Source organism: Mucilaginibacter aquariorum, assembly GCF_024498135.1.
GTDB lineage: Bacteria > Bacteroidota > Bacteroidia > Sphingobacteriales > Sphingobacteriaceae > Mucilaginibacter > Mucilaginibacter aquariorum.
Genome location: NZ_JANHOH010000001.1, coordinates 927,700 through 942,426 on the forward strand (window position 1 = coordinate 927,700; position 14,727 = coordinate 942,426).

General features: G+C 39.8%; 9 protein-coding genes. 1 reads left to right on the top strand and 8 read right to left on the bottom strand.

Translation table 11 applies throughout. The annotated features are described in order from the left end of the window. Nucleotides 1–30: 30 nt before the first annotated feature. The 8 genes from NPE20_RS04075 to NPE20_RS04110 form a co-directional block, all read right to left on the bottom strand. Nucleotides 31–1,236, bottom strand: a complete 1,206-nt coding sequence (locus tag NPE20_RS04075; RefSeq protein WP_256537326.1) for an SGNH/GDSL hydrolase family protein — start codon at nt 1,234–1,236, stop codon at nt 31–33. 114 nt (nt 1,237–1,350) lie between these two features. Next, nucleotides 1,351–2,580 carry a DUF4998 domain-containing protein gene (locus NPE20_RS04080; RefSeq protein ID WP_256537327.1) on the bottom strand — a complete coding sequence of 410 codons (1,230 nt, stop codon included), beginning with the start codon at nt 2,578–2,580 and terminating at the stop codon, nt 1,351–1,353. Nucleotides 2,581–2,609: 29 nt separating this feature from the next. Next, the gene (locus NPE20_RS04085; RefSeq protein WP_256537328.1) at nt 2,610–3,854 is read right to left on the bottom strand and encodes a DUF5000 domain-containing lipoprotein; all 1,245 of its coding nucleotides are present in this window, start codon (nt 3,852–3,854) and stop codon (nt 2,610–2,612) included. Between the two features lie 39 nt (nt 3,855–3,893). Beyond that, a complete protein-coding gene (locus tag NPE20_RS04090; protein WP_256537329.1) occupies nt 3,894–5,804 on the bottom strand; it encodes a RagB/SusD family nutrient uptake outer membrane protein in 1,911 nt (636 codons plus the stop codon). A gap of 28 nt (nt 5,805–5,832) precedes the next feature. Continuing rightward, nucleotides 5,833–9,093, bottom strand: a complete 3,261-nt coding sequence (locus tag NPE20_RS04095) for a SusC/RagA family TonB-linked outer membrane protein (RefSeq protein WP_256537330.1) — start codon at nt 9,091–9,093, stop codon at nt 5,833–5,835. Nucleotides 9,094–9,714: 621 nt separating this feature from the next. After that, on the bottom strand, nt 9,715–11,367 hold the full coding sequence (locus NPE20_RS04100) for a sodium:solute symporter (protein ID WP_256537331.1): 1,653 nt from the start codon (nt 11,365–11,367) through the stop codon (nt 9,715–9,717). 16 nt (nt 11,368–11,383) lie between these two features. Then, entirely contained in the window at nt 11,384–12,616 is a 1,233-nt protein-coding gene (locus NPE20_RS04105) for an enolase C-terminal domain-like protein (RefSeq protein WP_256537332.1), read from the bottom strand. Then, nucleotides 12,616–13,446, bottom strand: a complete 831-nt coding sequence (locus NPE20_RS04110) for an SDR family NAD(P)-dependent oxidoreductase (protein ID WP_256537333.1) — start codon at nt 13,444–13,446, stop codon at nt 12,616–12,618. Before NPE20_RS04110 ends, NPE20_RS04105 begins: the two co-directional genes overlap by 1 nt. A gap of 370 nt (nt 13,447–13,816) precedes the next feature. Between NPE20_RS04110 and NPE20_RS04115 the strand changes: the two genes are divergently transcribed. Next, entirely contained in the window at nt 13,817–14,725 is a 909-nt protein-coding gene (locus tag NPE20_RS04115) for an AraC family transcriptional regulator (RefSeq protein ID WP_256537334.1), read from the top strand. Nucleotides 14,726–14,727: the final 2 nt, after the last annotated feature.

The window sequence follows — 14,727 nt, forward strand, 5'->3', positions numbered from 1 at the left end:
TAAAATGGACAAATCCGGCAAATAAATGGATTATTCATTCTTTAAAAAATAAACTATACGGCAGGCGTTACCTTTGCTGTTAACATTATGGTGGTTAGCTATTTTGAGCCTTAAAATATGGCTGCCTTTACTTAAATTGCCATTAAACAGCACATACCATGGCAAATGCAGCATGCTGCTCCAAGCGGTGTAAAGGTCAATATCCTTATATGCACTATTATCAACTGAATAAGAAACTATACCAGCATCGGCACCAGATACAATGCCCATACCAATAGCCGTCCCACTGAAGGGTAGCGTTATTTCGGCACCGGGTTTATCAGCCATTAATACAGGAACATTTACAAACCCGGGACGGGTGCCTAAATTGTCTTTTGGCACCCAATTATTATCCAATACCCAGTTTTTATCATGATAAGCATTGGTTATGTTATAATAGCTACCATGCTCGAAGTTTGATTTGTTTAATGGCCTAGGCAAGGGTTTTACTATTGACCTGTGAACAGGTTTATCTATGCAAGTTTCTAACAGATGTTTTATAGTTGCAAAGTACAGTTCCTGCCCAAACGGAGCTGGGTGCAGGTCTTTAAAATCATGATCCCAACTAAACTCCTTATTTTGTATTTTATCATAAACCTCTTTTGCCAGGTTTATAGAAGGCAAATCATAGTGCTGTGCTATTAATTCATGATTAACTACTTCTGCGGGAGTTTTACTTTTTGCATAATCATTGTTCTTGTCGGGATCGGCAAATGACATCAGGATAATATCCATTAAGGGATTACTGCGTTTAGCCCGCCTAACTATCCCCTCCAGATCACGCACCTGTGTTAGACTGTCAGTTCCGTTTACCCGGTCATTTACAGCAGCTTCTATAAACAACAGATCAACCTTACCAGAGTCCAGCACATCCCGTTTAAAGCGGAAAGCATTGGGTAAACTACCTAATGATGGTATGCCGGCTTGTATAAACCTAAACTTTGTTTTTGGGAAACGTTCTTTCAAATAATTAGAAATTTTATCGCGCCAGCCGGGATTGAATGTAATAGAGCCTCCTAAAAAGGCAACTGTAGCTGATTGTTTTTTCTTAACAATCGAAAGGAAATTATTCACCCCTCCCCTTACCGTGTAATAATTATTATAGGGAAGTACACTTTCTGTAGACTGGTTAACTTTTTGCGCGTTTACAGGCAACAGGAAACAGATATAAACCAAGGTGAACAAGTATTTTAACATAGGTATTAATGGCTAAATGGCCATATTAACAAATTTAAACTCTTTATAATCAATAAACCATCCTTTTGCAAGGATGGTTTATTGAAATCATTATAATAATTAATGGCTTTATTATTAATTAAACACATTTTTCCAGAAAGTTAACTCGCTCATGTTACTGTAATTACCGTCTCCGGTGGTAACATGTTTAATCCTTACGCGTATGTATCTCACAGGAGATATACTGGGATCAAAATCAACTTTTAATGCGGCCTGTCCATCGTCAGTGCGTTTAACTTCTTTTAACAATGTCCAGCCTTTAGATTGCATTTCTGCAGCCCAGCCCGAATTGGTAGGTGACAGATTTGTTGCGGCATTAGTGATATCTGCAATACCCCAAATTTCAAAATCATCGGGGTTGTTACAGCAGTTACGGCCGGTTTCTTCGACGCTCGTTAGCTTTTTGTAAACCTTGCCCATATCAAACGTAAGCGTATGCGGCATACCAGAGCCACCATCACTATGGAAGATGTTATCGAAAGGTTGCGGGCCAACAGAGCCATCCCATAATTTACTTACTCTTGTTACATTATCATAAGTACCCACATCGCCCGATAGTTTATTTTCTTTAAACAATGATTTAGCACATACCGATATCCCGTTAACATCAGGGAAGTTACTGTAGCTATCTACATAAAACGTATCTATTGCGCCCCTTACCGGTACATATCCGGAATGGTAAGTAATAGGAGACCCGGATTTGAAATCTGTAATAGTAATGGTTGTACTATCCGGGCTTAACATTTTCTCTGCTTCCTCTCCCATTCTGTTTGTATATTTTATTACAGTTGAAACATTAAGAGAGGCGGTATCCGCCTGTAAAAAGTTAAGTACTACATTACCCTCATCGGTTATTGTAAATGGATTCGCAGCGTTATATACCCTGTTAAGTAAACCGCTCTGATAAATAGGGCCATAAACTTTAACGTTGTTGATATCCAACGGCACAGACCTGTTTCCCTTATTATCATACGAGAATATAGTAAATGAATAAATGTACTCACTTAGACCAGGTATAATAGCTGTGATAGAATCGGCCGTATTATGGTTAGTTGAATTTACAACAAGCGAATCTGCTTTATTATTCCAGTAAATAACATACTTGCTTATACTTGGATCGGGACTTGGGTTCCAAACAAGTGCAGCACGTAAGTTACCAGATTTAGAGTGTGGTTTTACAACTTTACCCGGATAAGTTATCTCTTTATCTCCAAGAAAATTTTTAAAATCTGTATCCTTTTTTTCACAGCTCAAAAAGCCAATACTAATAAAGGAGAACAGACAAATACGAAAAAGACTTTTCATAATTTCTTATTTAAATTATTGATCAAATATTATTGCGGCTTTCCAAAAACGGTTACTTCCATTAAGTGGGCGGCGTCACCTTTCCCCCAGGTATCATGCACTAACAGGCGCAGGTAATGTACCGGCGGTGCGGATGCTGAAACCAGGAAATCGACCCCTTCTTTTACAAAAGCCTCATCAGCTGCATTTGTAAAGCCCGGCGTTAAGCCCGATGGCGGGTTTGGATAGCGGTAATTGCCCAGGTTGATCCAGTCGCCAACCACAGTACCAACCGGTGCTGATTGTGGCAAAACAACATCAACCGGCGAAGCTGCATTTGAACCCCACCAACTAAAGCTTTTAGGGTTGCCGTGGAAAAACGCGTACTCTAACGGGCGCTCGTAAATTTTAACGCGGCTCAATTGTGCGCTTATGCCCAGGTTAAACGTACACTGCATTGGCTTGCCTGTACCCGGGTTTGTGTGCCAGCCGTTTGAGTAACCGTCTACTTTCCCATCCCATAAATAAGGAAGGTCCCAACCATAGCCTATTTCGCTATCGCTTGGTTGTTTATAAACCGAGAACTTTGTTTTATCAAGCTGGGTTTCAAAAAGCGGTGTAAGATCAAGTATTGTTGTATCAGATATATTGCCGAATTTATCGGTTACGTATACACCAAATTTTCTTTCCACAGATGGGAAACCCCTTACCGAATAATTTATGCTATCTACATTTGTATAATGCTGATCGCTTACTTCAAGCCGCTGAGTAGAATTATCCATCGCTATCAATATCATACCTATTGCCTTTTTAAAGGGGTTTAACGCCTGTATGTTAACGCCACCAAAATCTTTGGTAATAACTACGGTTGGTTTTACCAATTTGTAGTAAGGTACATCGGGGTTTACAACAACCTTAACCGGGTCTGATTTTACGTTTGCCCTGCTCACTGTATAAAGTGTTACATCATAAGGTTTGTTGGTTGCAAAACCTTCTACGTTAACAGTATCTGTATAATAGCTCGATTTTGTTTCTCTTGAAGTTTTGTCGTTTATTTTATACTGTGCAAGCACATACAAAATATTATCAGAGTTAGGCAGGCTATAGGTTATATACGCCCCACCGTGGTAGTTATCAACTTTTATATTGGTAACTACACCCGGTTTTGTTTTATCGGTAGATATGGGCTCTGTGTTGTAACCATCATTCTTTTTACAGGCTGATAGCAAACAAACAAAAACTAATATCTGCAGGCTAAACAATGCCTTAGCGAAATATTTATTTATCTTTTTCATAATTCAATTTCTTTTATAAATTTCATCACACACTAATTCCTACCAATACGGGTTCTGCACTAAATTGCCGTTAACAATAAGACTGTTGTCTTTTATTGGCCATAAATAATTCCTCAGCCCAAAAATAGCGGTGAATATTGTATGCGGTTGATAATAGTTGGCTGCGTCTGATTCATAAACATTCCATCCCTGCATAGGTAAACTTAACACACTTTGCAATTCTTTCCAGCGACGCAGATCCCAGCCTGCTTGCCCTTCAAAAACAAGTTCAAGCCTTCTTTCCTGGTGGATGATCTGGCGCAGGCCATCTTTGGTACCAACCTTACCCGGGTTTTTAGAATAATCCGTCCAGGCTGCAACAACACCCGGTAAACCAGCCCTTGTTCTTACTTTGTCAATGTAAGTATAAGCTTCGGCAGACGGGCCGTTAACTTCGTTTAACGCTTCGGCATATAAAAGGTATAAACCTGCAAGGCGTATAAGAGGTAAATGATATTGAATTGTTTGAAAGCCATCATCATATACTGATTGATAATGTGCCAGTTTTTTTGGCCAATAACCGGTAATATTTAATGTGTTAATATCCTTAGGGCCCGCAAATGATTCGATACCACGTGCTTCTACATGGTACATATCGGTAAGATTAAGCTTACCATTGCCATACCAAATACCACCATCAAACCCAAGGCTGGCATAAAAGCGAGGCTCACGATTAAAGTGTTCTTTTACAGTAGAGTAGTTTTTAGCAATGTAGAAACGACTGGCCTCATCACCTGTTTTAATACTATACCTGCCTGCATAATCAAAGGTTTTATCCTCATTTATCGGCACACCTTTATCAGAATAGAATAATTCCTGAGTTGAAAGAGGTACTGCAAATGTAGACGGATTTGAAAAAATATTTACTACACCTTTTTGTGTTAAGCGCGGCGTAGCATAACCCTGCCATCCAAACGTTGGGTTTAACGCCCATATCAATTCGCTGTTTAGGTCCCATTTTTCGGTTACTGCGTTTTGCAGTGTTAAAACTGTCCTTAATGAATCTGGCAATACTGTAATACTTGCCGGTGGTATAAAACTGTATAACTTTAGTCCGTTTGCTTCACAAACTTCAATAGCTTCTTTACAAGCGGCAGCGGCCCTAACCCATTTTGCAGGATCGTAGGTTGCAGAGAATAGTGGTTGGCCATCTTTGTTTTTTGTGCTAACAAAATCAGGGTTACCATTGAACAATGGGCTAGCAGCAGTCATCAACACTTCGGCTTTAACTGATAAAGCAATTGTTTTTGTGATGCGACCAAGTTCCTGTGCCTGGTTATCAATAACAGGTGGCAGGTCTGGTGCTGCCTCATCTAACAATTGTACAATGTAATTGAACGTTGAATCGATAGGAGCGCGTTTAACCTTTATTTCATCTGTTGATGCTGTAATATCCAGGTTGGTTTTTATTAAAGGGATAGGTCCATACAAACGGGCTAAGTAGAAATGGTAATAAGCTTTTAAAAACTTCACCTCTGCTATCCATCTCTTTTTTTCACCGAAAGAAAGATCGACAGGTTTGTCGATATTCTCGAGCATTGTATTGCACCTTCTAATTGAACGAAATATGGCTTTGCCACTATTTTCGCCATCCCAATAATTAAGACCCGGATTGTTGCTGTTTTGTGTCCCTCTAAGCAAGTTAAACCCTGTTTCATCAATGGGGTGCTTGGTTAAATTATTGGGGTAGATAATTTCTGACGAGGTGGTAAAACCAGCATTGGTTGTAGCATCAGCAAATTGCTGTAAAGTTGCGTAACAGGTAAACAGATAATTTTCTGCCTCGTTACGGTTCCTGAAAGCATACTCTAATGTGCCAGTATTATCCGGAGCCACGTCCAGGTATTTTTTACAGGATACGCCCAGTAGCAGTACTACTAACACGCATAAAAAATGAGATATTCTTTTCATATAACTGATATGTAAAATTGTCGTGTTATTATAAGTTAATGTTAAGGCCTATGTTAAATACCTTTTGTATGGGGTAAGCAAAACCATTGCCCCCTACTTCGGGATCCCATAATTTAAATGGACTCCAGGTATATAAATTCAATCCGTTGAAATAGATACGGCATTTGGTCATTTTCCATTTTTGGGTTAAACGGGCCGGTATTGTATAACCTATTTCTATCGATTTTAATCGTAAAAAGCTTCCGTCACGCATCCACCAGGTACTGTTTTGCCTGTTGTTTTCAATCTGGTTGCCGGTTACACCTAATCTTGGGTATTGTGCATACAGGTTTTGGTTATCTTCAGACCAGTGGTCGTCTGCAAATGCTTTTAACAACTGTGTGTTGCCACTTGCATAAGCACCATCAGGGCTTTGTATGAACGGGCTTGTACGGCTTGGATCAATAAAGAAACTAACCTGTGCCTGGCCCTGGAAGAATGCCGAAAGGTCAAAGCCTTTATAGCCGCTTGATATACCATATCCATAAACAATTTGTGGTACTGTTGGGTATCCGACAAAAGCAAGATCGGCACCATCAATTTTACCATCGCCATTTAAATCGCGGTACTTAATATCACCACCCTTTGGTGCAACGCCATTAGTTGAAAATATTTGGCTTGGCGAGTTCAATGCTTCGTTATCATCAACAAATAAACGCTCAGCTATGTAGCCATAGTTACGATTGATAGATTGCCCTGTTTGATATCGGTAGGCCTCTGGATATTCTGGTTCTTCATATTTGCTGTATTTACTTGCAGCAATAGTTAAGTTACCTCTACCTTGTATCCACCCGGATTTCCCGAAGGAAGTTTTATAATCCATCTGCAGATCGATACCTTTTGATTCTGCTTCACCAAAGTTTGCGCTAACATTTGATTCTAAACCCATAGTTGTTGGGATAGAAGTACGTGTTTGCAGGATATTGGTACGGTGATATTTATACACCTCGGCCACAATATTCAAATTTTTGAATAGTGTAAGCTCCATACCAATGTTTAGTTGTCTTGAAGTTTCCCAGGTGATAGCCGAGTTAGCATAATTATTTACGGTAACCCCGTTACGCCCATAACCATTGTTGGTACCAAAATATGCCGGGTTACCGCCATTAAGGTTAACATCTGACAGGTAGAAGAACCGCTGTGAACCGATCTGATCGTTACCTACTGTACCGTAGCTGGCCCTCAGTTTCATGCGGGATATAACCTGGTATAGTTTATCGCCCCAAAATTTCTCATCAGATACTATCCATGAACCGCCAATGGTTGGGAAAAAACCAAACCTATGGTTGGCAGAAAAACGCTCGGTACCATTATAACCAAAGTTAAATTCTAAGAAATAGCGGCTCTTGAATGAATATGTAGCACGGCCCGCAACTGTTAAGTTACGGTATGGCAACGAGCTAAATAAATCATTAGCGCCACCATAAAGGGTTTGTTGTTGTGTAGCGATCAATGAACTACTAATGTTATGATCGCCAAGCCTTTTTGTATAGTCTACCACTCCCTGGAAAAACAGGTAGGTATTTGCCTGTACGGCGTATGGGTCGCGGTTATAGATAAGATATTCAGTAGCAGCACCCGGAGTTGAATTTAACCACGACAGGGTATACTTGTTACTTGTTTTATCATACGAGCCAATGTTGTAATAAAAAGGCTGGTAACCCATTGACGATTCAAAGTACGAATACCTGTTAGTGTGAAACAAACCATGGAAGTTTAACCCGCTGGTTAAAAAATCAAGGTTTTGGTTCAGCTCCAATTGTGCCGATAAACGTGACTGTGAAAAGTTTTTATGCCCTCTTAGTAATGCGGCATAAGGGTTTACATAAGCAACCGCATTTGATGAAACGCTACCCGGGGCCGGGGCATTACCAAACAGGATATGCTGTGTGTTTTGGTTAGCCGCATCTGCCGGATAATAAGCCGGGAACAAAACCGGGCTGGTGTGCATGGCAATATTATACAGATCTGTCGAGAAAGAAGCATCGGATGTTAACGGGCCGTTGTATTCATTAAAGGTGCCTACCAACCTAACTACCAACTCGGTTGATTTAGTGACGTTTATGTTAACGTTTGAACGTAATTGATAATTACGGAAGTTTACGTTGTTATTATTATTGTTTTTAATATCCTCGCGTAATATACCATGGTCAATATTATATGAGCCGGATACATAGTAACGGGCTACACCACCGCCGCCACTTACACTTAGGTCCGCACGTTGTGTATTTGTGCGGTCTTTAAACAAAGTTTTTAACCAATCTACAGCCGGGTAAACATATTGGTTACTGCCCGGTGCATTTGCTATTGTAGCTTCTCTGTTTAAAATATCATTAGGCGTAAAAGGTAACTTGCTTAATGGGTCGCGCGTAATGGTTGCTTCATTAAACAAGCGCATGTAAGTAATAGGATCTGCCAATTCAATGCTTTTTGCCGATTGAGAAATCGAATTCTCTACACGTACATTAATTACAGGTTTACCTACTTTACCCTCCTTAGTGGTTACTAATATAACGCCGTTTGCTCCCCTTGCGCCATATAATGCGGTAGCACTGGCATCTTTTAAAATAGAGAAACTGGCGATATCATCAACCTGCAAACGTGCAAGGTCTGATGTAGACAGCTCCACGTTATCAATTAATATAAGTGGGTCTTTCTTATAACCGAAAGTAGTTACCCCCCTTATAAAGAAGGATGAATTATCTAAGCCTGGTTGGCCGCTTGGCTGGTAAGCAATTACACCGGCTACCTGCCCTGCCAAAGCATTAGTAAGGTTACTTGCTGGTATCTTTAAATCACTTGGCGTAATAGTCGTTACTGATCCTACAACGGCTTCCTTACGTTGTTTACGGCCATAAGCTGTAATAACAACATCAGCAAATTCGTTCTTTACCTCTTTTATTTGAATACTATAAGTACGGGTATCGGCCAAAACAGTAAAAGTGGTTTCCTTGTAACCTACATAGGTAACCCTGAATATAGTACCCGGCTCGGCATCAATAACAAACTTACCGTTAACATCTGTTGCTGTACTTACGTTTTTCTTGTTAGTAGCAGTAATGTTTGCACCAACAATTTTGCTACCTGTTGTATCTGCTATAGTTCCCGTTATGGTTATTTTAGTTTGTGCATAAGCATTGTTGCTAAATATGGCACATAATATTATTATACAATATAATGTACCCGCAACCTTACTAAGCGCAATTTTTGGTAACCAAAAGCTTTTTATGCGTTCGTAAAATGGTTTCATAAATTTTTTCTCATAATTGGTTTTATAGTTCTTATTACCCATTAAAAATGAGCTGTTATATTTCAGAAACTGAGATATAACTCTGAAATCTCATCATCTAGACAATACAATTCTGTTGCCTGATAAACTTAAGTTTTCAACGCTGTGTACAGGTTCAAATTAAAACCCTGTACGATTCGATGATTTGTGCGACAGATTAAATCCTAAATCCTATTGTGAAAAGTAAACCTTTGGAAAGTGGTAGCACCAGATATGGCGAATGCGATAAAATTGAACAAGACGTATTTCTTGCCTGATTTTTGTAAAAGTGTTTCATAATTATAAGAATTTGGTTAATTGGTTCGATAAATTTAAATCCTTTAAAATCACTTTAAAATGGATAAACCTTTAAAGGTGATGGACTATCGTATTATTTTATTATAATATTATAATTGGTAGTACAAAGGAAACGTATCGGCATCAACAATACTTTTACGTTATTATCCAATTATTAAGCGATATTGGAATTATTATAAAAACAGCCCATACTAGTACAATAATATTAGAAGACGGTATGCCTACAATTGGACTGAGCATCAGTAATCTTAGCGATATTAGCCTTGGTTATTTTGCTATATTTTACTATCTAAAAACCCAGAATAATACAACCATTACCGAGATAAGTAATACCGATAGGAATTTATAATTGCCAAAACCGCTCCAGCCGGTGCTTTTTAACGATTCGAGTGGCGATTTCCAATAAAGATCGGAGCTTTCGGAAGTATGTTTTGCGGGGGATACCAACGTAACTGCAATTTGTAGCAGCACGCAAAATACAAACAGATAAAAAGCCATCATCATAAATGGCACCTGTCCAATAACAGATTGTGGTAAAAGTTTACTGTAAGCAAAAACCAACACACCCGCTGCCGAGCCAATATATAGTGTAAGCTGCGCTGATCTGGCAGATGCCTTACCCCAAAATATCCCCAATAAAAACACACAGGTAATGGGCGGCGCTATGTGGGCTATAATATCGTTTAATCCGTTAAAAATACTTTCGTAACTGTTTAATAGCGGTAAAAGCATTAATGATAATACAAACGATAAGCCTGCTGCTATTTTGCCTGCAGTAACCAGTTTTTCGTCAGTAGCCCCTGGTTTGTAGCGTTTGTAAATGTCATAGCTGGCAATGGTTGATATGGAATTTAACGCTCCCGAGATCTGGCTCATTAAACCCGATAATAAGGCCGCGACCAATACCCCAGCTAAACCTTTGGGTATTAATTGCAATATCATGAGAGTATAAATGCCTTTACTGTTAACGACCTCTTTGCCGGCAACTACGGTTTTTAAACCGCTTAAATCTAAATGCCCGGTTTGATACAAAGCGTAAGCGAACAAGCCTGGCATAACAAATATAAAAACAGGTAATATTTTTATAAAACCACAAAATAGGGGCCCTACCCTTGCATGATTCTCGTCTTTAGCGCCTAAAACCCGCTGTACAATTGTTTGATCGGCGCACCAGTACCAAATTCCCAGTACGGGGTAACCCAGTAAAACTGCATACCATGGTAAGCCACTGCTATCGCCATGCGGGCGCATCATTGATAATTTGCTTAACTCGTTCTTTTGATCCAGCACGTGCACCATATTATCCCAGCCACCCATTTTATTATAAGCGACAACACTCATAATAACCGCGCCGCTTAACAGCACTACTGTTTGGATAGACTCAGTAACCACCACGGCTTTTAAACCGCCAACTATAGTGTAAATAGTAGTAATAATGGCTATGATAATAACGCTGGTGTACATATTTACGCCAAATAAGGTCTGCAAAACAATGCCACCCGCCAGTAAAGAGAAAGAGATATGTATTATAATGGCCGATAATATGGATATAAATGCAAGCCAATCGCGACTTGCACGATTATAACGTTTTTCTAAAAAATCGGGTAAGGTTGACACATCGGATTTTATGTAAAATGGCACAAAAAATAAAGCCAGCAATATCAGCGTGAACGATGCCATCCACTCGAATGTGCCATTAAGCAGGCCGGTATCAAACCCGCTTTGCGCCAGACTTACCAGGTGCACACAAGAAATATTTGTAGCAAATAGCGCTAACCCTATCATTGGCCAGCGTAAGCTTTTGCCCGCCAGGAAATACTCATTAGCTACATTGGTTTTCTTACTGGCAGACCGATGCCTTAAACCCGTCCATAACCCTATGGCAAGGATTGCGATAACATATAAAACACTTACAGTGGCATCAAACGAACCTATCATATATGCTTCTCGTAATTTAATCTTTTAAAACAATAAGGTCGCAGCTGCTGCCGGCTTCCTGCGGTGTTTTATAAACTCCGCTAACTATCTGCGCCGGGTGCACAAAATGCTTTTGCAAATGTGGGATATGTTCCAAAAATAAAGCTTCGTGCCCCATGGCAATATGATTAAATAATACCAAATGCTGGTGCAATTGCCCCATATCGCCCACATGTGGTACAACAGGTACGCCAAACTTTTTACAAAGTAAACTTATAGTTATAAACTCGCTTACCCCGCCAACACGCACGGCATCAACCTGCATAAACGAAGACGAACCCGCTTGCAGGTAATTTTTAAAAATGATCTTGTTGGGTACGTGCTCGCCCAGTGCAAGCTTAACCGGTGTTATAGCCTGCGCCAGCTTAGTATGCGCGTTTATATCATCGGGGTGCGTTGGTTCTTCTACCCAGTACGGGTTCATATCTTTCAGCCTGGTACAAATTAAAATAGCTTGTGGCAGGTTCCATTGCTGATTGGCATCAAGCATTACTTTTATGTTATCGCCGGCCACTTCGCGTACTATGTGCGCCCTGCGGATATCACGGTCAGGATCTGCAGAACCCACCTTTAATTTCATGGCGGTAAAACCTTCTGCTAAAGCTTTTTTACAATTCTCCCTAACCAATTCATCCGGATAGTTGAACCAGCCTATAGAAGTGTCATAGCCAAAGTAACCTTTATCTAAAATTGGCGTCCTGTCTTCTTTTTGTGACTGCTGGGCAGTAAGCATTTCTATTGCCTGCACATACGTTAGTTCATCTTCCAGGTAAGAAAGATCGAGCGTGTTAACAATTTGCTCCGGCGATAAATCTATTAGCAGCTTCCATAATGGCACTCCCCTTTTCTTCGCCCATAGATCGTAACAGGCATTGGTTACAGACGCTAAAGCTAAATGTACAACCCCTTTATGCGGCCCCAACCATCTAAATTGCTGATCGTTTGAAAGTTTCTTAAATAGCTCTCCAAAATTAGCCATTGTATCTTCAATATCCTTCCCTACCAATTGGCGGGCATAATACTCCGCAGCCTTACAAACCAGATCATTGCCTTCGCCAAGGGTGAAAGCAAAGCCCGTACCTGTAATACCACTATCATCGCGTATCTGTGTTACCGCATAAGAGTATACCGGGTCGCGGTGAATAGCATCACTGCCTGCATTACCATCCAATGGATATCGAATATCTGATATATTTACTTTTGTGATCATTAGCTCTTCTCTTTTTTATCAACAGGCAATACAACATCATTTTTTTGCACTTGCTGGCCCATATACTTTCTGTACCCCAACTCCGCACCGCCAGATACCGGCAAAATGCATCCGGTTATAAACCTGGCTTGTTCTGAAATCAGGAAAAGACAGGCATCGGCAACAACATCGCCTTCGGGGCAATAGCCTAAAGGATGTATCTCGTCTAAATAATTTTCAATATGTGCAACATTAGGCTGCTGGTTGCTCCACCGCCTCAACATGGGTGTCCATACCCCTGCAGGTGCCACCGCATTTACGCGGATGCCAAACGGAGCGTAGTCAAGCGCCATGGATTTGGTAAGCGTATTTACAGCGCCCTTTGTAGCTGTGTAAGCCGCATGCAGCTCCTGCCCTATGTTACCCACCAGGCTACCCGTATTCAATATCGTGCCCCTGCTTTGTTTTAGGGCTTCTATACCAAACTTTGTGGTATGATAAATCCCTTTAACGTTTACATTGAACACCTTATCCCACTCTTCATCCGTAGTACCACATACTGTTTTTGACGGACTGGAAACCCCGGCATTATTATGGATCACGTCTATTCTTCCAAAATGGCCGATTGTTTCTTCAATGGCACTTTGTACATCTGCGGGATTAGAAACATCAGCCAGAATATAATGGATATCATCGTTAAAGAATTGCATACGGCATTGCTGCAGGCTGCTTTCTTTATGCGTAATGAGGCTGACCTTCGCCCCTGCTTTATGATATATTTTGGCACATTCATAACCTATACCTTCGGTACCGCCGGTTAAAAAAACAACCTTATTTTTTAATAATTGCATATTGGTGTACGTAATTGTTTGTTATAAGCAATGCAATACTGTATTAAATCCTACAGTATATACTGCTTAATATCTATCTGTTTTTGTAACCGTATTTAATTGGTTTGATCAGAAATAAAAGCTTAGGTTTTTTTAATAATGCTTACAACTGGTTTGTTAAATACGCTGACCAAATTTAGTTTGCGGTGAAAAGCTATCTAATAGGTAATTCATTTATTTTAATGGATAATTCCATCGGCACAAAAACACGTGCAGAAATAATTTGCAAGTAACAACTTTCGTTATATTAAATTAAAGGCTAATTTTAGCCTACCGATTGGCAATATTGCCATCCTAATGGAATATTCTATTAATTATCGTATTTAAAACTATGGGCAGTTCTTTTAAAAGAAAAGATGGATTTGACGGTGAAAAACTGATAAGCATCCCACAAAAGGTGTTGAAAGAATACGTTAAAAGATATCCGGCGCTATTTAATATTTACATTACACACATTGGCTATTTCCCAAAAGCATCTTATCATTATAAAGAACGAAGAAGAGGTTGTGACGATAATATCCTTATTTATTGCCTTAAGGGAAAAGGCTATTATATAATTGATAAGAAAAAGTTTGAAGTAACACCCAACCAATTTTTCTTACTACCTGCCACCGAAGCGTATATGCGCTATTGGGCTGATGAAGAAGATCCCTGGACCATTTATTGGGTGCATTTTACAGGCGATGATATAGCAAACTTCAACTCATCGTTAAGCTTAAATGCTTTAAAAGGCCCTGTACAGATCCCTTTTAATAACAAAGCCCTTGATATCTGGCAAAACATTTATCAAAACCTGGAAATGGGTTACAGTATCGAAAATTTATGTAACGCCAGCTTTTGTCTTTATAATTTAATAGCCACCTTTCTGTTTCCGGATAAACATGTTGTAAGCGAGCAAAACGAGTCATTGGATATTATTACGACCACTATACTTAATATGAAAAACAACATTGAAAAGAAAATGACTGTTGATGATATGGCGGGACAGCATAAATTATCCACCTCGCACTTTTCCAGCCTGTTTCGTAAAGCTACCGGCATGCCACCTATTGATTATTTTATTCATCTTAAAATGCAAAAGGCCTGTCAGTTTCTTTACGCTAACGAGGCCAAGATAAAAACCATTGCGATGGACTTAGGTTATGATGACCCTTATTATTTTTCGCGTGTATTTAAAAAATACATGGGCATGTCGCCTGAGCAGTATAAGCTAACTACCAATGTGCGCTCGCAGGTATAAAT